The following is a 24,011-nucleotide window of genomic DNA, read 5'->3' as shown; positions in this document are numbered from 1 at the left end:
GTCGTTCCGTCAGTGCGGACGCGTACTACCGATTGGTAGCCCTGATCAGGCCAAACAACGTGGCCGCCACAGGCAACATGCTTTTCACAAGACGACATTGACACGCTCCGTGCTCGCTCGTTAACTTCACGGCGTCGTCGCCACACCAAGAGCACGAGGCTCTTGCGACTAGCGACGCGGAGGACGCTCTCCGTTGACGACGTTGACCACAACGACAACGACAGCGACAGCCAGGGCAACTGAACTGTTTAACGTTCAGCCATATACATTGCACTGCGAGGTCATTCATTCTGCTGGGGATCATGCTCTGATCGGCATATCTCCCGGCAACAGCTATTTCTCGGCCCAGCGCGTGCTGGATCTCGGACGATGGGGATTCGAGAACTTCAACGAGGTCGACATCCTGTACACCGACCTCCATGTGGCCGAGATGTACGAGGCGTTCGGGTACGATCCCGTCGACGCCCAGCGCAAGGCGGTCAAGAACCTGCGCGGTGTCCGGGCCAAGGTCCAGAACGCCGCGGCCGAGCTCGACCCGGGCGACGGCCGGATCCGGTCGCGCAAGCTCTCCGAGTTCCTGGAGAACGACGCGTACCTGGAGATCCACGCGCGGATCATCAAACTCCTCGACTCGGACCACGAGTTCAGGAAGATCTGCGAGGAACTCGCCACCTATTTCCTGTCCACCAAGTCCAACGGGGAACCGAGCACGCAGCGGCAGCGCGAAGTCTGCCTGAAGTACATCTGCGCCGAAGCCCCGCTCTTCCTGGACACCCCGGCCATCTTCGGGGTTCCGTCCTCGCTCAACTGCTACCACCAGCTCCTGCCGATGGCCGAGCTGCTGTACTCCCGGGGCGCCGGTCTGCGTGCCTCCAGAAACCAGGGCCACGCCATCATCACGCCCGCCGAAGGAGCTTCCGATGACCGTTGAGACACTTCCCGAGCTGATCGACTTCCCGTTCGACTCGCGCGGTGACCGTCTGCCGGCGGAGATCGAGGCGCTGCGGTCCGAGCCGGTCAAGAAGGTCCGGACGATAGCCGGCGACGAAGCCTGGCTGGTGTCCTCCTATCAGCTGTGCAAGCAGGTTCTGGAGGATCCGCGGTTCAGCCTCAAGGAGACCTCGGCGCCGGGCGTGCCCCGGCAGTACGCGCTGACGATCCCGCCCGAGGTCGTCAACAACATGGGCAACATCACCGGCGCGGGGCTCCGCAAGGCCGTGCTCAAGGCGATCAACCCGAAGGCCGAGGGCCTGGTGGAGTACATGCGCGCCAACGCCGCCGAGCTGGTCGACACGATCCTCGCCACCGGCGCCCCGGTGGACCTGCGGGCCGCGTTCACCAGCCCGTACTCGGAGGCGATGCACTGCCGGATCCTGGGCATCCCGTTCGAGGACGCGCAGAAGCTGGCGGCCAGCCTGGACATCGCATTCATGAACTCCGCCTGCCCCGTCACCGGTGCCAAGCTCAACTGGGACCGGGACATGGCCTACATGGTCGAGCGGCTGGACGACCCCGCCACCTACGGGCTGATGGCCGAGCTCGCCGCGCTGCGCGAGGACCCGGACTACGCGCACCTGACCGACGAGATGCTGGCGACGGTCGGCGTGACCTTCTTCGGGGCCGGCGTGATCTCCACCATGGGCTTCCTGACCATGGCGATCTTCTCGCTGCTGCAGCACCCCGAGCTGTGGGAGGAACTCAAGGCCGACCGGTCGAAGATCCCGGCCGCGCTCGACGAGCTGCTGCGCATCAACCTGTCCATCGCGGACGGCCTGCCGCGGCTGGCCACGGAGGACATGCAGCTCGGCGACGTCCTGGTGAAGAAGGGCGAGCTGGTGCTGGTGCTGGTCGAGGGCGCCAACTTCGACCCGGAGGCGTTCGAGAACCCGGACGAGATCGACCTGGAGCGCCCGAACAACAACACGCACCTCTCCTTCGGCGGCGGCGGCCACTACTGCCCGGCCACCGCGCTCGGCAAGAAGCACGCCGAGATCGCCATCGAGACGCTGCTCGACAAGATGCCCGAGATGAAGCTCGCGGTGCCGGTCGACCAGCTGGTGTGGCGGACCCGCTTCATGAAGCGGATCCCCGAGCGCATGCCGGTGATGTGGTAGCAGCCGCTGATCCGGTGACGGCCGCTCAGCCCAGCAGGGCGTAGACGGTGGACGCCTTCGCGGCCGGCTCCCCGGCGCCCTCGGGCGTCAGGGTGACGTCCGCGAAGGCCATCCGCCGGCCCAGCTTGGTGATCCGTACGTCGATCAGCAGATCGGCGCCGATGACCGGGCGCTGGAAGCTGGTCGACTGCTGGACCGTGGTCATCGGGCCGTACGCGCCGCGGGCCGCCGAGATCGCGATGACCGTCGCGGTGTCGGCGGCGGCCATCATGGCCTGGCCGGACAGGCCGCCCCCGTCCCGGGCGAGCCGGTCCGACCAGGGCAGCCGGAGCACGGCGTGCGAGGGTCCGGTCTCCTGGACGGTCAGGCCGAGGTCGAGCACCCAGGGGGCGAAGTTGTCGGCGAGGATCTTGTCGGCTTCAGCGGGTGCGAGGCTCATCCGGCGATTGTGGCGGCCCGGGGGGACCGCCACAACACCCCGTACGGGTCAGAGCGAGGCAGCCAGTTCGGTGCCCTGCTTGATGGCGCGCTTGGCGTCGAGTTCGGCGGCCACGTCGGCGCCGCCGATCAGGTGCGCCTCGATGCCGGCCGCGCGGAGCTCCTCGTAGAGGCCGCGGCGCGGTTCCTGGCCGGTGCACAGCACGACGGTGTCGGCGGGCACCAGGTGCGGTTCACCTCCGACGGTGATGTGCAGGCCCTCGGCGTCGATCCGCTCGTACGTGGCACCGGCCACCGTGGTGACCCCGCGGTGCTTGAGCTCGGCGCGGTGGATCCATCCGGTGGTGGTACCCAGCCCGGCGCCGACCTTGGTGGGCTTGCGCTGGAGCAGGGTGACGGTGCGGGGGGTGGCCGGCCGCTTGGGGGCGGTCAGGCCACCCGCCGCCTCGTACGAGGTGTCCACACCCCAGTGCCGGAAGTAGACGGCGGGGTCCTGGGCGGCGCCCTCGCCGCTGTCGGTGAGGTACTCGGCGACGTCGAAGCCGATACCGCCGGCGCCGACGACGGCGACGCGCTCGCCGACGGGCGCGCCGTCGCGGAGGACGTCGAGGTAGCTGACCACGTTCGGGCCGTCGGCGCCCTCGATCCCGGGGATGCGGGGGGTGACACCGGTGGCGACGACCACCTCGTCGTAGCCGGTGAGGGCGGCCACGTCGGCGAGGGTGTTCAGGCGGACCTCGATGCCGTGCGCGGCGAGCTGCGTCCCGAAGTAGCGGATGGTCTCCTCGAACTCCTCCTTGCCGGGGATCCGGCGGGCGATGTCGAGCTGGCCGCCGATGTGGCCGGAGGCCTCGAAGAGGGTGACGGCATGCCCGCGTTCGGCGGCGGAGACGGCGCAGGCCAGTCCGGCCGGACCGGCTCCGACGACGGCGACGCGCTTCTTCGTCCGGGTGGGCAGGAGGACGAGTTCGGTCTCGTGGCAGGCCCGCGGGTTGACCAGGCAGCTGGTGATCTTCCCGCTGAAGGTGTGGTCGAGACAGGCCTGGTTGCAGCCGATGCAGGTGTTGATGGTGTCGGCGGCGCCGGCCTTCGCCTTGTTGACGAACGCGGCGTCGGCGAGGAAGGGGCGGGCCAGCGAGACCAGGTCGGCACGGCCCTCGGCGAGGACCTGCTCGGCGATCTCGGGGGTGTTGAGGCGGTTGCTGGTCACCAGCGGGACGCCCACCGCGCCCATGAGCTTCTGGGTGACCCAGGTGTAGGCGCCGCGCGGGACGGAGGTGGCGATGGTGGGGATGCGGGCCTCGTGCCAGCCGATGCCGGTGTTGATGATGGTGGCGCCGGCCGCCTCGATCTCCTTGGCCAGGTGCACGACCTCGTCCAGGGTGGAGCCGCCGGGCACCAGGTCCAGCATGGAGAGCCGGTAGACGATGATGAAGTCCTCGCCGACGGCGGCGCGGGTGCGGCGGACGATCTCCAGCGGGAAGCGGACCCGGTTCTCGTACGAGCCGCCCCAGCGGTCGGTGCGCCGGTTGGTGGCGGCGGCGATGAACTCGTTGATCAGGTAGCCCTCGGAGCCCATGATCTCGACGCCGTCGTAGCCGGCGAGCCGGGCGAGCCGGGCGGCGCGGACGAAGTCCTCGACGGTCTGCTCGACCTCGTCGTCGCTGAGCTCGTTCGGTACGAAGGGGCTGATGGGGGCCTGCAGCGCGGAGGGGGCGACCAGGTCCTCGTGGTACGCGTACCGGCCGAAGTGGAGGATCTGCATGGCGATCTTCCCGCCCTCGGCGTGCACGGCCTCGGTGATGACCCGGTGCTCGGCGGCCTCCTCCTCGGTGGTGAGGCGCGAGCCGCCCGCGAAGGGGCGGCCGGCGTCGTTGGGGGCGATGCCGCCGGTGACGATCAGGCCGGCGCCGCCGCGGGCGCGCTCGGCGTAGAAGGCGGCGAGCCGCTCGAAGCCGCGCTCGTGCTCCTCCAGACCGGTGTGCATCGAGCCCATGATCACGCGGTTCGGCAGTGTGGTGAAGCCGAGGTCCAGGGGGCTCAGCAGGTGCGGGTACTGGCTCTGGTCGGTGGACATGGCGGCGCCTCCTCGCGCGGATGTGGTCACCCTGTTGTAGCGAGGCGGCCCCCGTTATGCAACTAGGTGCACAATCACGGGGGCGACGGCACGGGCGCCGGCACCGTCCACGAGCGGCCGGCGCCCGGACGGCCGTGGCACAGCTCACACTCCGGCGTCAGGGGCGGCGGAGTCGGAGGGTGACGATCTGGAAGGGGCGCAGGCTCAGGGGGAGCGAGCCGTCCGGGGACGGTTCGCCCAGGGCCGTGGCTTCCACCGGCCGCTCCAGGAGATCGGTCTCGGCGGCCCCCGCGAGTGCGAAGCCCGGCCGCAGGACGGTTCGGGCGCGGTCGCCCCGGGACTCGTAGAGCCGGACGACCACGTCCCCGCTGCGGTCCTCGGCGAGCTTGACCGCCTCGACGACCACGGCCTGATCGTCCACCCCGACCAGCGGGGCGACCGGGCCCGCCCCGCGGCGGACGCGCTCCGGGAGGTTGATCCGGTGGCCCTCGCGCACGGCGTCGCCGACCGTGGCGCCCGGGGCCAGGGCGAACCGCAGGGTGTGGCGGCCCCGGTCGGTCTCCGGGTCCGGGTAGCGCGGGGCGCGCAGCAGGGAGAGCCGGACCGTGGTGGTCACCCCGCCGTCGGGCCGGACGTCCCGGGTCACGTCGTGCCCGTACGTCGAATCGTTGACGAGTGCGACGCCCCAGCCCGGCTCCGCCACCCGGATCCAGCGGTGCGCGCAGATCTCGAACCGGGCGGCGTCCCAGGAGGTGTTGGTGTGGGTGGGCCGGTGGACGTGCCCGAACTGGGTCTCGGCGGCCGAGCGTTCGGCCGCCACGTCGAGGGGGAAGGCGGCCTTGAGGAACTTCTCGGTCTCCTGCCAGTCGATCTCTGTGGTGATGTCCAGGACGGAGGACCCGGAGCGCAGCGTCATCGACTGGACGGCCGTCGAGCCCGCGCCGAAGGAGCGGGTGACGGTGACCGTCGCCGCGTCCGGGCCGGTGCCGGTGACCTCCAGGGAGTCGAGCTCCACGAGGTCGGTGGCGGTGTTCCGGTAGAAGGAGTCGACGTCCCAGGCGTCCCACATGTTCGGGAAATCGGGGTGCAGCTGGAGCAGGTTGGCGGCCGCGCCCGGTGCGACGGCCTCGCGGCCGGCGGCCAGGTCACGGGCGGAGACCACCAGGCCGCGGCCGTCGATCTCGATCCGCAGCCGGCCGTTGGCCATGACGTGTCCGCCGCCGGGCCGCGCCCCGACGGTGACCGGGTCACGGTCGGGGGCGGGTGCGGCGGCGCCGCCGGCCGGGACGCCCCTCCGGGCGTGCGGGGCACAGTTGAAGACGAGTTCGACGAGATCGACGGGTCCGGTGCCGCCGGGGCCGGCCAGCGCGGCCTGGGCGGCCCCGGTGATCGCCTGCAGCTCGCGGAACACGGTCCCGTACGCGGCGCGGGCCTCCCGGTGCACCCAGGCGATCGAGGAACCCGGCAGGATGTCGTGGAACTGGTGGAGCAGGACCGTCTTCCAGATCCGCTCCAGGTCCTCGTACGGATAGCGGTGGCCGGGCACCCGGACGGCCGCGGTGGCCGCCCACAGTTCGGCCTCGCGCAGCAGTGATTCGGCGCGCCGGTTGCCCTGCTTGGTCTTCGCCTGCGAGGTGTACGTGCCGCGGTGCAGCTCCAGGTAGAGCTCGCCGGCCCAGACGGGTGCGTCGGGGTATTCGGCGCGGGCCTTCTCGAAGAAGGCCGCGGGGCGCTCGATCCCGACCCGCGGCGAGCCCTCCAGGTCGTGCTGGCGCCGCGCCCGGGCCAGGTGCTCACGGGTGGGACCGCCCCCGCCGTCGCCCCAGCCGAAGGGCACCAGGGACCGTGAACCACGGCCCTTCTCCCGGTAGTTGCGTGCGGCGTGGGCGAGCTGGGCCGGCCCGAGATCGGAGTTGTAGGTGTCCACGGGCGGGAAGTGGGTGAAGATCCGGGTGCCGTCGATGCCCTCCCACCGGAAGGTGTGGTGCGGGAAGGCGTTCACCTGTGACCAGGAGATCTTCTGGGTGAGGAACCACCGCGAGCCGGAGAGCTTCACGATCTGCGGCAGCGCGGCGGTGTAGCCGAAGGAGTCGGGCAGCCACACCTCCTCGGTCTCGATCCCGAACTCCTCCAGGAAGAAACGCTTCCCGTAGAGGAACTGACGGACCATCGCCTCGCCGCCGACCATGTTGGTGTCGGACTCCACCCACATCCCGCCGACCGGCACGAACCGCCCCTCCGCGACCTTCTGCCTGATCCGCTCGAAGAGACCGGGCCGTTGCTCCTTGATCCAGGCGAACTGCCGGGCCTGGGACATGGCGAACACGAACTCCGGGTGGTCCTCCATCAGGGCGAGCACGTTGGCGGTGGTGCGCGCCACCTTGCGGACGGTCTCGCGCAGCGGCCACAGCCACGCCGAGTCGATGTGCGCGTGCCCGACGGCGCTGATCCGGTGCGCGGAGGCGGCGGCCGGGGCGGCCAGTACGCCGCGCAGCTCGGCACGGGCCGCGGCCGCCGTGGCCGTTACGTCGGCCGGGTCCAGTGCGTCCAGCGCGCGTTCGACCGCGCGCAGGACCTCGTACCGGCGGGCATCGGCGGTGGAGAGCTGCGCCATCAGTTCCCGGAGGACGTCGAGGTCCCGGCCGAGCTCCCGGACCTCGGCTTCCACGACGGTGAGGTCCATCCGGCCGAGCCGGTAGAGGGGTTGGTCGCCGCTGGTCAGCCGGTCCCCCTCGGCCGTGGGCGCGTGGGCGGTCAGCATCGGGTTGGCGGCGGCCTCGACGTACCACTCGATCCGCTCGCCGCCCCGCGCCGCGTCGGCCACCGGAACCCAGTCGTTGAGCGGATGGAGCCCTTTGACCTCGCCACCGTCCGCCCGGTGCACCAGGCCCTCGCACTGGAACCCGGGCATCATCCGGTCGAACCCCAGGTCGAGCACGGCCTCCACGGTCCGGCCGGCCCATCCGTCGGGCACGGTCCCGGTGACCCGGAACCAGGTGGTCCCCCAGGCCGGCCCCCAGAGGTCCCCGACGGCACACGGCCGGTACGGCGCGCCCAGTCCCTCCCCCACGGGCACGGGCTCCCCCGGAACGTCCCAGCGTCCGACCTCCAGCGGCACGCACTCCCCGCGCACGGCGGGCATGACCCGCTCCGCGAGAACCCGCCGAAGCCGGTGCTCGGTGACGCTCCGGTCGTCATGCATCGCGGCTGCCCCTTCCGGCGTGTGCCGCCCTTGTAGCAGAAGCGGAGGAACGGAGCAAACAGGTGCAGCGGCCCTGGCTTCCGCCGGCCGGTTCTCCTGTGGGTGTCGGCAGCCGGTGGCAGGATGAGGTCACACGGGCGGGGCATTCGATGCGGGGTGGCAATGCGCGAGTTGATCTATCTGTCGGACGGGAAACTGCACCAGTTCGTACCGGCGGCCCGCCGGACGCCCCGGACCGGGGCCCTGCGCCTGACCACACCGGTCGGGGGGATCGACGTCGACGCGCCGGCCGCGGACGCGGAGCGGCAGCGGTTACGCCGGCTGGACCAGGTGGACCGGCACCTGCAGGAGTCGGCCCGCTGGTTCGCGGAGCCGGACCTGCGGCCCGGTCAGTGGGTGCAGTTCGAGGCACCGCTGCACTGCGTCACACTCGGCGGGACCTACCGCAACCTCGTCCTCTTCGCCGACACCGCTCCGGGCCGGGAACCGGAGCACGACCGCGAGGCCGGCTGCCGTCTCCTGATGCACGGCTCGGCCCACCACCTGCTCGGCCACGCGCCCGTCCCCGTCGAGGGCCCGCCCCTGGAGCGGTACGAGGACTTCGGGTCCAGCTACGGCAGCGTCTTCCTCACCCATGCCGGGCGCGTGGTGGCGGCCCTCGCGGCGGCCTCACACCCGGCCCCCGGCGAGGCGGAACCGCCCGCCGGTGACCCGGAACCGGCAGGGGAGGCCGTCGGCCCGGCGGGGCGGGACGGCGTCCTCGCTCTCCTGCGGGCGATCGACAGCAGCCCGGTGCTCGACGGCACGGCCGTCTGGATGCGCGGCTACGCGCGCGTCACCGTACTGCCCGGCGCGGACCCGGGCACCCCCCGCTGTGTCGTGGCCAGCCCGCTGACCGTGGAAGTCGCGCCCGACCTGCCATGACGAGCGACCACATGCCCGCGCCCGATCCGGAGGACACCCGCGTCCGGTTCGTCCACCGGGCCCTCACCAAGGAGTTCGGCGGACTCCTCGGCCCGGGTGACCGGGACGGCCGTACGGCCGGGGAAGGCGAGGCGGCGTTCCTTTCCCGTGCCCTCGCCGCCAAGGCGGTGCGCATCGTGACCGACTGCACCGCCGAGACCGCGGCGGCGGCGGTGGTCGACGGTCCGGGCGACGGCGGGATCGACGCGATCGGGTTCTCGCCGGCCACCCCCGAGATCTGGCTGGTCCAGTCACGGTGGAGCGACCGCGGCAGGACCCTGCTGCGGGCCGAGGACGCGCAGCGGATGGCGGCGGCTCTGCGCCGGCTCGCCGAGATGCAGTTCGACCGGTTCGACCACCGGCTCCTCCGGCTCGCCGACCGGGTGGGCCAACTGCTCCTCCGGCCGGACGTCAAGATCCACTTGGTGGTCGCGGTGACGGGCGACGGCCACCTCTCCTCGGAGGCCGAGGCCGTGCTACGGAAGGCGGTGGCGGGGTTCAACGCCTCCGGGGACCTGGTCGACGTGCGGGTCCTGGGCCTCGCGGACTTCCACTCCGCCGCCCGCCGGGACGCCGCCCCGAAGCCGGTGACCCTCCCGGTCACTCTGGCCGACGGCTGGTTCGCGATGCCCGCCCCCTACCAGGCGTACATGGGCACGATGGCGGCGGACGAGCTGGCCCGCTGGTACCAGCTCCACGGGGAGCGGCTCTTCGAGGGCAACGTACGCCGCCACCTCGGGGTGACCTCGGTCAACTCCGGCCTGCTGAACAGTCTCAGGGACCGCCCGGACGAGTTCTGGTACTTCAACAACGGCATCACGGTGCTGTGCGAGCGGGTCCGGATCGAGTACTTCGGACGCCGTGCGGTGGGACAACCCGCCCGGCTGGAACTGGTGGGCGCGAGCGTGGTCAACGGCGCCCAGACCGTCGGATCGGTCGCCCAGGTCTTCGCGACCGATCCCCGGGCCGTGGTCGAGGCCCGCGTCATGGTCCGGGTGATCTGCGTCGAGGGCGCCTCGGACGCACTGGCCACGGAGATCACCTCGGCGACGAACACCCAGAACCGCATGGAAGCCCGCGACTTCGTGGCGCTGGATCCACAACAGCTGGAGATCCGGGATGAGTTCGCGTTGCTGCTGGACAAGGAGTACGCCCTCAAACGCGGGTCGCTGGACCCTGCCCCGGCGGCGGGTTGCACGGTGGCCGAAGCGGCGTACGCGCTCGCCTGCGCCCACCCCGACGGCTCACTGACCGCACGGCTCCTGCGCGACAGCGACCTCGTGTGGCGCCGGGCCCCGGACGGGGCCTACACCCGGCTGTTCGGCACCCCGCGCCCCGGGGCCCTGCGGATCTGGCGTTGCGTGCTGCTGATGCGTGCCGTCCGGCAGTCGCTCGGGGAGCTGACGCACAGCCTTCCCCCGCGCGCCCGCGCCGTCTGTGACCACGCGTACCTGCTCATCACGCACATCGTGTTCCGCGTCGTCGGACTCGACGGGGTCGGCGACACCGGCAGTGGCTGGGAAGACCGCCTGGAGGGGGTCCTGGAACGCAGCGGCCGTGCCCTGTCCTTGCTGATCCCCCTGGTGGACCGCCTCTACGGCTCGCACGTCTTCATGGCGCACGTCTTCTCCGACCCGGACCGGTGTCATGAGCTGGCGGACGCCGTGGTGGACGCGTTCTCCGGGGAGGCCGACGGCGGAGATCCGGTGCCCGCCACGGCACGGCGAACCCGCCGACCGAACACCGTCGGCCTGCTGGTGGCCCGCGGACGCCTCCAGGACGGCACCCGACTGTTGTACCGGCCGACCACGGCCTCCGAGGAACAGGCGGTGGGCGCCTGGATCGGTTCGGACCCCTCCCGGTTTCTCGCCACCTGGGTCAATGACCACCGCAGACCGCTGGTGTGGGACGTGGACGGGAGGAACTACTCGCCGTCCGGTCTGGTCCTGCGGATCTGGCAGGACGCGGGGTGGACGGATGCGCCGGTGGCGGTCCAGGGCACCAGCCGCTGGTTCGTGCCGGGGCACGGGTCGCTGGTGCACCTGGCGGCCGGGCTCATCGGCGAGAGTCCCGTGGGGGACGGTGCCGGTGCTCCCTGACACCCAGGTCCTGGACAGCCGCTACGAGCTGCGCACACTGCTCGGCGAAGGTTCGATGGGACAGGTCTGGCACGCCTTCGACCGGGAGCTGCGGAGGACGGTCGCGGTGAAGCTCATCCAGCCGTACCGGCTGGCGCCGGGCGGCGCCCGGGGAAAGCGGCCGGAGATGTTCCGCGAGCGGTTCCGGCGGGAGGCCAGGCTCATCGCCCGGTTCAGCCACCCCGCCGTTCCCGTGCTCTACGACGCCCGGCTGGATGACGACGCGGCGCACCCGTACCTGGTGATGGAGCTGGTGGTCGGCGAGGACCTCGAAGCGGTCCTGGAGCAGCATCACCGGCTGCCCGGTGAGCAGTTGGTGTCCGTCGGCATCCAGATCTGCGAGGTGCTCGGCCTGCTGCACGGCGAGCCGGTCATCCACCGCGATCTCAAGCCCTCGAACATCATGCTCACCACCGGCGACCGGGTGAAGCTGCTCGACTTCGGGACCGCCGCGGTGTTCGGCTCCGACCACCCCCGGCTCACCACCGCCGGGGACCTGGTGGGGACCGTCGGCTACATGGCACCGGAGCAGTTCGACTCGTCCCTCGGTGTGGGCCCGCCCAGCGACCTCTACTCGCTGGGCTGCGTCCTGTACCACATGGCCGCCGGACAGCCCCCGTTCACCGGACCGCCGAGCCAGGTGATGCGCGACCACGCCTCCCGGGCACCGCTCCCCCTGCGGGTGCACTGTCCGGAGATCGACCCGGGGCTGGACGATCTGGTCCTGGCGACGCTGGCCAAGGACCCCTCCGACCGGCCCGGCTCGGCGGATGAGCTGCGGGACCGGCTGGCCGGGCACCGGGCCGGCCCCGGCACGACGGTGACCGCGCCCCCGGCCCGTGCGGCCCGTCCGGGGCCGCTGCCGCCGGGCCTGCGCGCAGAGCAGGCGGCGGCACTGTTCGCGGACGGGAGGTTCGGCGCCGCCCTGCCCGAATACCTGGCGCTGGCCGAGGGTACGGCGGCCGACCGCCCGGAGCCGTCCGACGCCGCCGCGTACCGGGCCCGGGCCGCGACCTGCCGGCGTTACCTGGGAGACACGGCGACGGCTCTCAAGGAGTTCCGGGCCCTGGCCTCGGACCTGGCGGCGTTCCCCTGCGGGGACAGCCGCCTGCTGCTGGACGTCCGGCGGCAGATGGGGCTGCTGCTGACCGAGGCCCGGCAGTGGGCTCCGGCCCTGGAGGCGCTGGCAGAGGTGCATACGGCCGTGGAGTCGGTCTTCGGGCCGGACTCGGTGGAGACGGCCGAGGTACGTGCCGCGCTGAACACCATCCGCCGGCTCTGCTGACGCCGACGGCCGCGACGGTCGTCGTCGGCGCCGTCAGGACATCAGGTCCGAGGGGTCGGTGTTCGCGCCGCACAGGAGGACGGCGACGCGGTCGCCCAGGGGTTCCGGTGCGGTGCGGACGGCCGCGAGGGCGGTGGCCGCGCCCGCTTCGACCACGAGGCGGTGTTCCTCCCACAGGGCGTGCCGGGCCTCGGTGATGGCGGTGTCCGGGACGAGGACGGAGTGCGTCCTGCCCAGCCGGGCGGCGTCCAGGGCGTCCCGGGAGACCCGGGTGGCGCCGAGGGAGTCGGAGGCGACCGACCGTACGGGGACGTCGACCACACGGCCGGCCTCCAGGGCGGCGTGCAGGGCGCGGCAGTCCTCCGGTTCGGCGGCGACCACGCGCACGCCGTGCTCGCGGGCGGCCGTGGCCACGCCGGCGAACAGCCCGCCGCCGCCCACCGCGACGACCACGGTGTCCAGGCCGGGCAGCGCGGTCCGGATCTCCTCCAGGACGGTTCCGGCGCCGGCCGCGATCAGGGGGTGGTCGTAGGCGTGGCTGAGCAGGGCCCCGCTGTCCGCGGCGAACTCCTGGCAGGCGGCCAGGGCCTCGGCGTATCGGTCGCCGGTGAGCCGGACGTCGGCGCCGTACCGGTAGAGCCGTTCGATCTTGACGGGCGGGGCGGTGGCGGGGAGGAAGACGGTCGCGGGTACGCCCAGGTCCCGGGCGGCCCAGGCGCAGGCCAGTCCGGCGTTGCCGCCGGAGGCGATGGTGACGCCGGCCCCGGGCAGGGCTCCGGCCGCGGCGTGCGCGGCGAGGAAGTTGCGGGCGCCGCGGGCCTTGAAGGATCCGGTGTGCTGGAGGTGTTCGAGGGCGTACCAGGTGCCTTCGGCGGCGGGGACGACGGAGACCGGGCGGACGTGACCGGCGATACGGGCGGCGGCGGCGCGGATCGCGGCGTGGTCGAGGTGCTTCTCCATGTGCTGGTCCGTGTGCTGGTCCGTGTGCGGTTCCATGGGGCTCCCGTCAGGCGGTGTCGGGGCGGGCGGCTTCGATCAGCTGGCGCAGGGCGCCGAGGTACACGTCGTGGTCGGTCAGTGTGGGCAGCAGCGCGGCGATGTCGGTGGTGAGCGCCGGGAACTCCGCCGGGTCGAGGGCGGCCAGGGCGGAGCGGGAACGGGCGGTGGCGCCCGCCGGGTCGCGGTGGTCGACGAAAGCGGCGCTGCCGAGGGTGAGCAGGTACAGCCGCCGGTAGGCGGTCATCGCGCCGGCCGGGGTGAAGCCGGCGGCGAGGCTGTCGGCGATCTGCGGCTCGACGAGGCGGGCGAGGAGCTGACGGCCCATCCAGGGGCGTCCGCCGCGCAGGACCAGCAGTCCGGGGTGGGCGGTGAGCAGCCGGTAGAGCGCGGTGAAGCGGAGTTCACTGGCCTCCGCCCAGCCGGTACCGGGCGGCACCTCGGGGATCTGCCCGGCCAGGTGCTCGGTGCACAGGTCAAGGAGTCCGGCGAGGTCGGTGCAGCGGCGCTGGACGGTGGCGTGGGAGATGCCCAGCCGGTCGGCGAGGGTCCGGAAGCTGAGCGCGCCGGGCCCTTCCTCGTCGATCAGGCGGAGCGCGGCCACCGCGATGGCCTCGGGGGTGGCGCGGTCCAGGGCGGCTGATGTCCTCGGCATGAGATACATCGTAACAGACGTCGTATCGTACGCCGTATTGAGCGTGTGGTGATCTCTTTCGTGTGACAAGGGTGCCCGGAATGGGGACTTCCGTTGACAGTCGGTAGCCACCTCGCTGCACTGAGCGCACGACAGCCCGTCGGTACGCCCCGCTCCACGCCCGTGAACCACGCCCCACGCCCCACCTCCACTCCCACTCCCCATGCCACGCGAAGGAGTCTCCGTGCCGTCTCGTCTGCGCGCGCTCCCCGGCTGCCTCACCGCCGCCGCCCTGCTCGCCGTGTCCCTGGCCGCCGCCCCCGCGGTGGCCGAACCCACCGCGACCTCGGACACCCCGCTCGCCCTCACCCCGCCCATGGGCTGGAACAACTGGGCGCACTACATGTGCGACATCGACGAACAGAAGATGGTCGCCAACGCCGACGCGCTGGTCGCCACCGGTCTCGCCGCCAAGGGCTACGACACGGTGACCGTGGACGACTGCTGGATGACGAAGAGCCGGGACGCCGACGGCAACCTGGTGACCGACCCGGTGAAGTTCCCGCGCGGCATGGCCTGGCTCGGCGAGTACCTGCACGCCAGAGGACTGAAGTTCGGGATCTACCAGGACGCCGGACACCTCACCTGCGAGCGCTATCCGGGCAGCGGCACACCGGACGGGGGCGGCGCCGACCACTTCGACCGGGACGCGAGGCTGTTCGCCTCCTGGAAGGTGGACTACGTCAAGATGGACGGCTGCAACATGTACGTGCCGCCCGGCCAGACCAAGCAGGAGGCCTACCGGGACGCGTACCACAAGGTCGCCCGGGCACTGCGCGACAGCGGCCGCGACATGGTGCTGTCGGCCTCCGCCCCCGCCTACTTCCAGCAGGGCGAATGGGGCGGCCCTGACTGGCACCGGGTGCTCGGCTGGGTCGGGGACACCGGCCAGCTGTGGCGCGAGGGCAAGGACATCAAGGTGTACAGCCCGGCCGCGCCGGCCACCTCCCGGTGGAGTTCGGTGCTGGGCAACTACGGCTACAACCGCTGGCTCGCCCGCTACGCCGGACCGGGCAACTGGAACGACCCGGACTTCCTGATCGCGGGCGCACCCGGCCTCACCGACGAGGAGAGCCGCAGCCAGGTGGCCCTGTGGGCGATGATGGCGGCGCCGTTCATCCTGTCCTCCGACGTCGCGCGGATCAGCGGGGCCGGGCTGGCCGCACTCAAGAACGACGCGCTGATCGCGCTCGACCAGGACCCGCTGGGCCGGCAGGGCGCGGTGGTGTCCACCGACGGCACCTTCGACGTGCTGGTCCGGCCGCTGGCCGACGGCGACCGGGCCGTCGCCGTTCTCAACCGCTCCGCCACCGCGCAGGAGGCCTCGGTGCGGCTCGCCGACGTGGGTCTGCGGTCCTGCCCGGTGGAGGCCACCGACCTGTGGACCGGCGCCGTCTCGGAGGTCACGGGGGCGCTGACCGCCACCGTGCCGGCGCACGGCACCGCGATCTGGCGGCTGACCCCGCGCGGCTGCGCCGAACCCGTGCCCACCGGCCAGATCACCGGTGACGGGGTCAGGTGCGCCGACGGGCAGAACACCACGGCCGTGGGCGCGCTCGTGATGTCGCCGTGCACCGGCGGCGAGGACCAGCGGTGGACGCTCGGCCCCGACCGGACGGTACGTCTGCTCGGGCGCTGCCTGACCGCGGGCGGGGACGGCACCGCGTCCCTCGCGGGCTGCGCCGCGGACGGCGGCGGTCCCGCCCAGCGCTGGACGCAGACCAGGACGGGGACCCTGACGGCGGACGGCGCCGAGGGCATGTGCCTGGAGGCTCCGCTGCCGGCGGCCGTCCCGGACGCCCCGGCGCCCCCGCTCGGCCTCCGCCCCTGCGGCGACCACCAGGTCAACCAGCTCTGGTCGCTGCCCGTCTGATGGCCCGCCACCTCCTCTACCCGGCCGGTCGGGCAGTCGTGCCGCTGGGCGCTGGGGGCGCCCCCTGTTCGAGCGAAGCCGAGAACTTGGGGGAGGGTGGGCGACCGGCACTGCGGCGCGCACCGCTCGCGCAGCGTGTCCTCCCCGCAGCACTGGCCCTGCTGGCATGCCTGTGCCTCGGTGCCGCCACGCCCGTACGCCCGGTCGGCTCGATCCGCGCCCAGGAGTTCGACCCCGCTCCGGCCCGGGCCGCGCTCGAACGGCTCCTGCCCCGCCACGCCCGCCAGTTCACCCTGGAGCCGGCCGGGCCCGCGCCCGGCGCCCGGGACACCTTCACGGTGTCCGGCACCGCGGGGGCGATCACCGTCCGCGGCACCACCCCGGCCACCCAGCTCACCGGGGTCGGCTGGTACCTGCAGCACGTCGCCGGGGTCGACATCGGCTGGCCGGGCGACAGCCTCGGCGAGCTCCCCGAGGTGCTGCCCGCCGTGCCGCAACCGGTCAGCCGCAGCGCGCTGGTGCCGCACCGGTACGCGCTCAACGACACCGACGACGGGTACTCCGGCCCGTACCGCTCCTTCGAGCAGCACCAGCGGCAGATCGACCTGCTGGCCCTGCACGGGGTCAACGAGGTGTTCGTGCAGGTGGGCGCCGAGTACCCGTACTACAGGGCACTCCAGCAGTTCGGGTACACCGCGCGGGAGCTGCGCGAGTGGATCCCCGGCCCCGCCCACCAGAGCTGGTGGCTGCTGCAGAACCTGAGCGGCTTCGGCGGCCCGGTGAGCGAGCAGCTCCTCACCGCGCGGGCCGGTATCGGCCGGAAGGTCGCCGGGCAGCTGCGCGGGCTGGGCATGACCCCGGTACTGCCCGGGTACTTCGGGACGGTCCCACCCGGTTTCGCCGCCCGCAACGGCGGCGCCGAGGTGGTGCCGCAGGGCGACTGGGCGGGCTTCGACCGGCCCGAGTGGCTGAACCCGACGGACCCGGTCTTCGCCCGGCTTGCGGCCGCCTACTACGCCGAACAGCGCGCGGTGTTCGGGGACTCGGCCATGTACCGGATGAGCCCGCTGCACGAGGGCGGGCAGACCGGCACGGTGGACGTGAAGGCGGCGGCCGGTGCCGTGCAGGCGGCCCTGCACGCGGCGCGTCCGGGGGCCCTGTGGGCGGTGCTGGGCTGGCAGGACGATCCGACCGCGGAGCTGCTGGCCGGGGTGGACACCTCGAAGCTGCTGATCCTGGACGGGCTGTCGGACCGGTACAACCGCCTGGACCGGGAGACCCGCTGGGGCGGCGCGCCGTACGCGCTGGGCACCATCCACAACTTCGGCGGGCACACCACCCCCGGCGCCAACACCTCTGTGTGGACCGAGCGGTTCGAGGCCTGGCGCGGCAAGCCGGACAGCGCGCTGCGCGGGACCGCCTACCTCCCGGAGGCGACCGGCACCGATCCGGCGGCCTTCGACCTGTTCACCGATCTGGCCTGGGAACCCGGGCCGGTCGACCACAGGCAGTGGTTCGCCGGCTTCGCCGCCCGCCGCTACGGGCGCCCGGACGCGCATGCCGCGGCGGCCTGGGAGGAGCTCCGGCTGGGCCCGTACAGCACCTCCTCGGGCCTGTGGTCGGAGTCGCAGGACAGCCTGTTCACGGCCCGGCCCGGCCTGACGGTGGCGAGCGCGGCCCACTGGAGCCCGCAGTCGATGCGCTACGACGCGGCCCGGGTGCGGCGGGCCCTGGACCACCTGCTGGCGGTGGATCCGGCGCTGCGCGGATCCAGCGCGTACCGGTTCGACCTGGTGGACACCGCCCGGCAGGCGCTCGCCAACCACTCGCGGGTGCTGCTGCCGAAGATCCGGGCCGCGTACGAGCGGAAGGACCGGCCCCTGTACCGCACACTGGTGGCCGAATGGCAGGAACGGGAACGGCAGTTGGAGGCACTGACCGCGTCCGACCCGAACTTCCTGCTGGGTGCGCGGCTGGCGGCCGCCCGGTCCTGGGGGGCCGACGAGGCCGAGAAGGACCGCCTGGAATACGACGCCCGGTCGCTGCTGAGCGTGTGGGGCGGGCGGAGCACCAGCGAGGGCGGGTTCCTGCACGACTACGCCAACCGCGAATGGGCGGGACTGATCGGCGAGTTGTACGCGCGCAGGTGGGCCGCCCAGTTCGAGGCCTGGGGCGAGGCGCTGGCCACTGGGTCCGCGCCGCGGGTGATCGACTGGTACGCCTTCGAGGAGTCCTGGGCACGGCTGACCACCCGGCATCCCACCGAGCCGGCCGGGGATCCCTACGCCCTGGCCCGCGAGATCGCCCGAACACTCGTCTGAGGGTCACCCGGGCGGAGGAATCGGCGGCATCGGGCGGGCGCGGATCCCGCGGCCCGCCCACCCTTTTCTGGATACCGGGACACCGGGGTCACCGGGACACTCTGGTCACCGGGCCGCCCCGGGTCACCGGGCCGCCAAGGGTCACCGGGCCCCGCCGCTGAAGGGAGTCCATCGCATGTCCGAAACCGAGCCGGGACGGCCCCCCTCCCCCTCGCCGCCCGTCCCCCCGCCGCTCCTGGAGGGGGTGGCCGAGCTCCGGAAGCGCGCCGGTCACGGCCCGGTGGCGGAGGAGTGCCTGGAGTCACTGGCCCGCCGCGCCGCGGAGAAGGCGGGCCGCCCGCGGATGATCGACTTACCCTGCGGTTCCTGACCGGGTAGGAAGGAGGCATGGACGCGGCTCGTTCGGCGGTGGAACGGCGGCGCCGCAGGCTCGGCGCCGTCGCCGGGCTGGCCGCCGGATGCGCCGGGCTGGCCGTGGCGGAGCTGGTCACCGTGCTCGTACGACCGGAGGCGGGACCGGTCACGGCGGTCGGCGGCGCGGTGGTCGACCGGACACCGACCGTGGTCAAGGAATGGGCGGTCCGCCAGTTCGGCACCGCCGACAAGGCGGTGCTGCTCGCCGGGATCGTGCTGCTGCTGGCCGGTGTGGCGGCGGCGGCCGGGCTGCTGGCGCTGCGCAGCCGCGCGGCCGGAGCGGCCGTGGCTTTCGGCTTCGGGCTCGTCGGCGCGGTGGCGGCGCTGAGCCGCCCGGAGTCCTCGGCCCTCGACGCGGTGCCCTCGCTGGCCGGCGGGGCGGCTGCCGCCGGGACGCTGTTCCTGCTGGCCACGGCGCTGGGCCGACCCCCGCCGGAGGGGTGGCCTGAGGACGCCCGCGGACCCACCGGAGCCCGCGGGGCGTGGGCGCTTGACCGTCGCGGGTTCGGCCGGCTGCTGGTCTCGGTCCTCGCCGGGTCCGCCGCGGCCGGACTGGCCGGACGGCGGCTCGGGGCGTACGGGTCGGCGGACGCCACGGCGTCCCGGGCCGGGGTGCAGCTGCCGCCGCCGGCCGTGCCTGCCCGGCCGGTCCCGGCCGGAGCGGACCTGAAGGTGCCCGGCCTCTCCCCCTTCCTCACCCCGAACGCGGACTTCTACCGGGTGGACACCGCACTCGTGGTGCCGCGGCTGGACGCCGACGGCTGGACCCTGCGGATCCACGGCGAGGGTGTGACCCGGCCGCTGACGCTCGGCTTCCGGGAGCTGCTCGCCCGGCCGCTGGTGGAACGCGACATCACGCTGGCCTGCGTGTCCAACGAGGTGGGCGGCCCGTACGTGGGCAACGCCCGCTGGCTCGGCGTACCGCTGGCCGACCTGCTGCGCGAGGCCGGGGTGCGGCCGCCGTCCCGGGGCGGGCCCGCCGACCAGCTGGTGGCGCGCTCGGTCGACGGGATGACCCTCGGCACCCCGGTGGAGACGGTGATGGACGGCCGGGACGCGCTGCTGGCCGTCGGGATGAACGGCGAACCGCTGCCGTTCGCCCACGGCTTCCCGGTGCGGATGGTGGTGCCGGGGCTGTACGGGTACGTCTCCGCCTGCAAGTGGCTGCGCGAGCTGCGGCTGACCACGTTCGCGGCGTACGACGCGTACTGGGTGCGGCGGGGCTGGGCAGAGCGCGCACTTGTGAAGACCCAGTCGCGGATCGACACCCCCGGCCCCTTCGCGCGCCTGGCGGCGGGGCCGGTCATGGTGGCGGGGGTGGCCTGGGCCCAGCACCGGGGCGTCGAGGCGGTGGAGGTCCGGGTGGACGGCGGCCGGTGGGAGCCGGCCCGGCCGGCCGCGGCGGACGGGGTCGACACCTGGCGGCAGTGGGTGTGGCGGTGGGACGCCGCCCCCGGCGGGCACACCCTGGAGGTCCGGGCCACGGACGGCACGGGTGCCGTCCAGACCGGCACGCGCCAGGGCGTGCTCCCGGACGGGGCGACGGGATGGCACAGGGTGACGGTCGACGTGGCCGAGCCGGGCAGCGCGTCGGCCGGAACGCGCTGAGGCCTGTCGGCGGACCGGAACGGGCCACCGGCCCGGCCCGCCGGTCCGGTCCGGTCCGGTCCGGTCCGGTCCGGGACTAGCGGGCGTCCGCCGGGATCAGGCGGACCGGGAGGGTTTCCACGCTGTTGCCGATGAAGCTGGGCTGGTGACGGAGGGCGGTTTCCGGGGTGGCGAGGTCGAGGTCCGGGAAGCGGGTGAAGAGGGCCTCCAGGGCGATGGTGGCCTCCAGGCGGGCGAGCGGGGCGCCCACGCAGTAGTGGGCGCCGTGGCCGAAGGAGAGGTTCCGGGCGGTGGTGGGGCGGGTGAGGTCGAAGCGGTCCGCACCAGGGCCGTACGCCTGCGGGTCCCGGCCGGCGGCGGTGTAGCCGGCGAGGACCGGGGTGCCCTTGGGGATGACCGTACCGGCCAGGGGCAGGTCGCGGGTGGGGTACCGGAACGGGAACCAGCTGACCGGGCCGTCCCAGCGGAGCGTCTCGTCGACCACGTCGTTCCAGCTCGCCTTGCCGGAGAGGACCAGGGCGAGCTGGTCTCGGTGGGTGCAGAGGGCACGGACCGCGTTGGTGATCAGGTTGAGGGTGGTCTCGTGGCCGGCCACCAGCATCAGCCGCATCGTGCCGATCAGCTCGGCCTCGCTGAGCCGGTCGCCGTCGGCAGCCCGGGCGGCGATCAGCGCGCTGGTGAGGTCCTCGCCGGGAGCCTCGGCGCGGGTCGCGGCGATGGTGCCCATCAGCTCGACCAGTTCCCGGACGGCGGCCATGGCCTCGGCCGGGGTGGTGTCGGTGGCGATGATGACCTTGTTGGACAGTTCGTGGAGCCGGCCCCGGTGTTCCGGGTCCACGCCGAGCAGTTCGCAGATCACGCTCATGGGGAGCGGCAGGGCGAAGTGGCGGCGGAGGTCCGCGATGCCGTCGGCGGCGGCGGCGGCTGCGGCTGCGGCTGCGGCGAGGTCGTCGAGGAGTTCGGCCGTGAGGGTCTCGATACGGGGGCGGAGCCGCTCCACCTGGCGGGCGTTGAACGCGTTGCCGACGATGGAGCGCAGCCGCCGGTGGTCCTCATTGTCCGCGGTGTGCATGCCCTGGGCGTTGGCGAAGACGCGCAGCGGCCAGTCCGGGGCTATGCGGCCCTCCTGCAGGTCGGTGAAATGCCGGGCGTCCTTGGCCACGTCGGGGTGCGCGAGGAACTCCAGGAGAGCCTCGTGCCCGAGGACCACGGCGCCCGGCACTCCACCGGGGAGGACCACTTCGGCCACGTCACCGCGGTCGAGGAGGCGGGCGTTGAGGGCGTGCGGGCAGCCACCGGCCGGGTCGATCCGGTGGGGCAGGGCGGCGGCGTCGTCAATCTGTTCGGTCACCCGACGAACAGTGCAGGGAGGAAAGGGGGTTGTTCAAGTCCGGCACACGCCCTGTCCCGATGTCTCAGAACCAGTTGACGGTCAGCTGGAAGGCGGTGGACGCCGTGGCTCCGGTGGAGTCGGTGGCGGTCGCGGCGATCTGGATCGCACCGCTCGCCCAGGGCTTTCCGCTGATGCGGCCGGTGTTCTGGTCGATGGACAGGCCCCAGGGCAGGCCGGTCGCGGAGTACTTCAGGGGCGCCTTGCCGCCGGTCGCGGTGATCGGGACGGTGCAGGACTGGTTGAACTTGCAGGTCTGCGGACCCGGGTTGGCCACCTTGAGGTCACCCGGCGTCGGCGTCGGGGTGGGGGTGGGGGTCGGTGTGGGGGTCGGTGTGGGTGTCGGGGTGGGTGTCGGGGTGGGCGTGGGGCCGTCGCAGCCGGGGGTGGCCTCGGGTGGGAGCGGGACCCGCCAGATCTGGGCGTCGTTCTCGGAGCCCACCAGCAGGCTGGTGCAGTCCCAGTAGGTGACGATCTCGCCCTGCGGCTGCGCGGGCAGGGCCACGTCCGCGAGCCTGGCGCCGGACGTGCCGTACACGGAGGCGGTGTTGGCGCCGACCGGCCCGCCGCTGCGGAGGGCGTAGGAGGCGCCGGAGGGTGAGAACGCGCCGTCGGTGGCGAACACCGGAGCCGCGCCGACCGCGGTGAGCGTGTTGACCTGGCCGGCCTGCGGCGGCAGCGGAGCCTGGTACAACCGGCCCGCCGCGCCGATGAGTTTGCTCGCCACGTGGATCCGGCCGGTGACCGGGTCGGCGAGCAGGGACTCCGCGTCGTGGCGACCGTCGGCGTAGGCGAAGCGGTACGTGGTCGGGGTGACGGTGGCGTCGGCGAGCCGGTCGGGCTCCGGGAAGCTGTGCACCTGGATCTCGGCCCTGCTGCCGAAGTTGTCGCCGATGTCGCCGACCAGGAGCGACGCGCGGCCGTCGGCGTCCTTGCCGAGGGCGAGGCCTTCCCAGTCGGTGTTGGCGGCGCCGGACACCGTGAGGGTGGCCACGAGGCGCCCGGTGGCCGCCGAGCAGTCGACGGCGAAGACCTGGTTGGTGTTGCCGCTGTCGTTGACCGCGTAGAAGACGCCGGGGTGCTTCCTGCTCATGGCGAGACCGCTGATCTCGGTCATGCCGGAGGGCAGGGTGCACTTCTTCTCGGGTGCCGGGGCAGTGGCGGGAGCCGAGGCGGTGGTGACGGGGGTGCCGGCGTCCCCGTTCATCCAGGCGGCCGCCGGCAGTGGCCACAGGATCATCGCGAAGGCGGTCACGGCCAACAGGGCCGGCCGCCGGGAGCTGAGGCGTAGAGACATGCCGCCAATGTGACGAGTCGTCAGTACGGCGGCCAGAGCCGGCCGGACACTGTTTGAGCATCGTTCAATGCCGTACCGGCATGAGTACCTCGGGGGTGGTTCATCGCGCCGGTTCCCGGATCGGCGCGTTGTGGCGGGCGTCGGCGATGAAGGCCCGTGCGGCCCGGCTGAGCGGGCGGCGGGCGTGGGCGATGCCCACCGGGCGCAGCAGCGAGGGCGTGAAGGACCGCATTTCGGCGCGGTGCCCGAAGGCCCGCAGCGCCACGTCCCGGTACCAGATCAACGAGCCCTTGCCGTCCGTCACGCCGGTCACCCAGGCCAGCCGCTCGTCGACCTCCAGGCTGGGCACGGGCCGCACCCCTAGGCAGCTGAACATGGCCTCCATCTCGGTACGGCGGCCGGTTCCCGGGGTCGGCAGCACCATCGGAAGCCCGTCGAGCGACCGGAACGGCAGGGGGTCGGGCAGCCGGGATCCGATCGGCGAGACCAGGACGACCTCGCGCTCCTGGATGTGGTGGGTGGACAGTTCCTTGTCCACCGGGAGGTCCACCAGCGCCAGCTCGGCCCGGCCGTCGAGGAGCGTCTGGACCAGCGCTTCCCGCCCGTCGTACTGGGTGAGCCGCACGTCCACTCCGGTATGCCGGGCGGTGAAGGCGGGCACCAGGTCCGCGGCCAGGTCAAGGGCCAGGGTGGGGGTGGTGACCAGGGTGAGGGTGGCCCGGGCGTTCCTGCCGTGCGCGGTGCCGATGTCGTCGATGGCCTCGACCGCGTCCAGCACCGTCCTGGCCAGCCGTACCACCCGGGCGCCCTCGGGAGTGAGGTCCACTCCCCTGCCCCGGCGGGCCAGGAGTTCCACACCCAGGTCGCGCTCCATGGCCTGGACGGCCCGGGAGAGGGCGGACTGGGCGACGAAGACCGAAGCGGCCGCACCGGTGATGGAGCGGCAGTCCGCGACGGCGACGAGGTAGCGAAGCTGCGCGAGTGTGGGGGTCATCCCCGGAAGGTAACGGCGGGGCCTTGCAGGTGTAAGGGGCAGCAAGGTGAACAACTGGACGCCGTTCGAGCGGCGTTCATGCCGGGTCGGTCAGAAGACATGCCGCGGCGGCATGACGGCTGTTACCCGCGGTACGCGGTCCCGCGCCCCGGGTCACACCGACTGGCCGGGCAACGTGCAGGTCGGAGCGGGGGGCGGGGGTCCGGA

The 24,011-nt window shown here is 72.9% G+C and carries 17 protein-coding genes; 9 read left to right on the top strand and 8 right to left on the bottom strand.

Features of this window, described 5'->3' with window-relative positions; translation table 11 throughout:
• The first annotated feature begins 193 nt into the window (after window positions 1–193).
• Together ACGFQ9_RS05720 and ACGFQ9_RS05715 are read left to right on the top strand one after the other, a co-directional pair.
• Window positions 194–931 (top strand): tRNA-dependent cyclodipeptide synthase, encoded by a 738-nt coding sequence (locus tag ACGFQ9_RS05720; protein ID WP_393571511.1) that lies wholly within the window; start codon window positions 194–196, stop codon window positions 929–931.
• Window positions 921–2,114: a cytochrome P450 gene (locus ACGFQ9_RS05715; RefSeq protein ID WP_393571510.1), complete on the top strand. Its 1,194-nt coding sequence runs from the start codon at window positions 921–923 to the stop codon at window positions 2,112–2,114. Before ACGFQ9_RS05720 ends, ACGFQ9_RS05715 begins: the two co-directional genes overlap by 11 nt.
• A 25-nt stretch (window positions 2,115–2,139) precedes the next feature.
• Here the strand turns inward: ACGFQ9_RS05715 and ACGFQ9_RS05710 are convergent, their stop codons facing one another.
• From ACGFQ9_RS05710 to ACGFQ9_RS05700, 3 genes are all read right to left on the bottom strand, one after another.
• Entirely contained in the window at window positions 2,140–2,553 is a 414-nt protein-coding gene (locus tag ACGFQ9_RS05710; protein WP_393571508.1) for a PaaI family thioesterase, read from the bottom strand.
• A 48-nt stretch (window positions 2,554–2,601) separates the two neighbouring features.
• A complete protein-coding gene (locus ACGFQ9_RS05705) occupies window positions 2,602–4,629 on the bottom strand; it encodes an FAD-dependent oxidoreductase (RefSeq protein ID WP_393571506.1) in 2,028 nt (675 codons plus the stop codon).
• Window positions 4,630–4,786: 157 nt separating this feature from the next.
• Window positions 4,787–7,831 (bottom strand): alpha-mannosidase, encoded by a 3,045-nt coding sequence (locus tag ACGFQ9_RS05700; protein ID WP_393571504.1) that lies wholly within the window; start codon window positions 7,829–7,831, stop codon window positions 4,787–4,789.
• Between the two features lie 162 nt (window positions 7,832–7,993).
• Between ACGFQ9_RS05700 and ACGFQ9_RS05695 the strand changes: the two genes are divergently transcribed.
• The 3 genes from ACGFQ9_RS05695 to ACGFQ9_RS05685 are packed head-to-tail and all read left to right on the top strand — an operon-like array spanning window position 7,994 to window position 12,217.
• Complete coding sequence (locus ACGFQ9_RS05695; RefSeq protein ID WP_393571502.1) at window positions 7,994–8,755, top strand: SAVMC3_10250 family protein; 762 nt, start codon at window positions 7,994–7,996, stop codon at window positions 8,753–8,755.
• An 11-nt stretch (window positions 8,756–8,766) separates the two neighbouring features.
• Complete coding sequence (locus tag ACGFQ9_RS05690; protein ID WP_393571500.1) at window positions 8,767–10,893, top strand: AIPR family protein; 2,127 nt, start codon at window positions 8,767–8,769, stop codon at window positions 10,891–10,893.
• Window positions 10,883–12,217, top strand: coding sequence for a serine/threonine-protein kinase (locus ACGFQ9_RS05685; protein WP_393571498.1), 1,335 nt, complete (start codon window positions 10,883–10,885; stop codon window positions 12,215–12,217). Before ACGFQ9_RS05690 ends, ACGFQ9_RS05685 begins: the two co-directional genes overlap by 11 nt.
• 33 nt (window positions 12,218–12,250) lie before the next feature.
• Here the strand turns inward: ACGFQ9_RS05685 and ACGFQ9_RS05680 are convergent, their stop codons facing one another.
• A complete protein-coding gene (locus ACGFQ9_RS05680; protein ID WP_393571875.1) occupies window positions 12,251–13,177 on the bottom strand; it encodes a serine/threonine dehydratase in 927 nt (308 codons plus the stop codon).
• A gap of 46 nt (window positions 13,178–13,223) precedes the next feature.
• The gene (locus ACGFQ9_RS05675) at window positions 13,224–13,868 is read right to left on the bottom strand and encodes a TetR/AcrR family transcriptional regulator (protein ID WP_393571497.1); all 645 of its coding nucleotides are present in this window, start codon (window positions 13,866–13,868) and stop codon (window positions 13,224–13,226) included.
• Window positions 13,869–14,091: 223 nt separating this feature from the next.
• Between ACGFQ9_RS05675 and ACGFQ9_RS05670 the strand changes: the two genes are divergently transcribed.
• The 4 genes from ACGFQ9_RS05670 (at window position 14,092) to ACGFQ9_RS05655 (ending at window position 20,123) form a co-directional block, all read left to right on the top strand.
• Window positions 14,092–15,780: a ricin-type beta-trefoil lectin domain protein gene (locus tag ACGFQ9_RS05670; RefSeq protein WP_393571495.1), complete on the top strand. Its 1,689-nt coding sequence runs from the start codon at window positions 14,092–14,094 to the stop codon at window positions 15,778–15,780.
• Window positions 15,781–15,866: 86 nt separating this feature from the next.
• Window positions 15,867–18,101, top strand: coding sequence for an alpha-N-acetylglucosaminidase (locus ACGFQ9_RS05665; protein WP_393571493.1), 2,235 nt, complete (start codon window positions 15,867–15,869; stop codon window positions 18,099–18,101).
• 175 nt (window positions 18,102–18,276) lie between these two features.
• The gene (locus ACGFQ9_RS05660; RefSeq protein ID WP_393571491.1) at window positions 18,277–18,471 is read left to right on the top strand and encodes a hypothetical protein; all 195 of its coding nucleotides are present in this window, start codon (window positions 18,277–18,279) and stop codon (window positions 18,469–18,471) included.
• Window positions 18,472–18,488: 17 nt separating this feature from the next.
• Complete coding sequence (locus tag ACGFQ9_RS05655) at window positions 18,489–20,123, top strand: molybdopterin-dependent oxidoreductase (RefSeq protein ID WP_393571490.1); 1,635 nt, start codon at window positions 18,489–18,491, stop codon at window positions 20,121–20,123.
• Between the two features lie 76 nt (window positions 20,124–20,199).
• On the opposite strand, the gene ACGFQ9_RS05650 is transcribed toward ACGFQ9_RS05655, so the two are convergent.
• The 3 genes from ACGFQ9_RS05650 to ACGFQ9_RS05640 form a co-directional block, all read right to left on the bottom strand.
• On the bottom strand, window positions 20,200–21,474 hold the full coding sequence (locus ACGFQ9_RS05650) for a cytochrome P450 (protein WP_393571488.1): 1,275 nt from the start codon (window positions 21,472–21,474) through the stop codon (window positions 20,200–20,202).
• Window positions 21,475–21,538: 64 nt separating this feature from the next.
• Entirely contained in the window at window positions 21,539–22,810 is a 1,272-nt protein-coding gene (locus tag ACGFQ9_RS05645; protein ID WP_393571486.1) for a putative Ig domain-containing protein, read from the bottom strand.
• Between the two features lie 100 nt (window positions 22,811–22,910).
• Window positions 22,911–23,804 carry a LysR substrate-binding domain-containing protein gene (locus tag ACGFQ9_RS05640; RefSeq protein ID WP_393571484.1) on the bottom strand — a complete coding sequence of 298 codons (894 nt, stop codon included), beginning with the start codon at window positions 23,802–23,804 and terminating at the stop codon, window positions 22,911–22,913.
• Window positions 23,805–24,011 lie beyond the last annotated feature (207 nt).

The sequence above is a fragment of the Streptomyces sp. NPDC048603 genome (genome assembly GCF_043199475.1).
Lineage (GTDB): Bacteria > Actinomycetota > Actinomycetes > Streptomycetales > Streptomycetaceae > Streptomyces.
The sequence above is the reverse complement of the archived record's forward strand: the minus strand, read 5'-3'. Positions and strand labels throughout refer to the sequence as shown.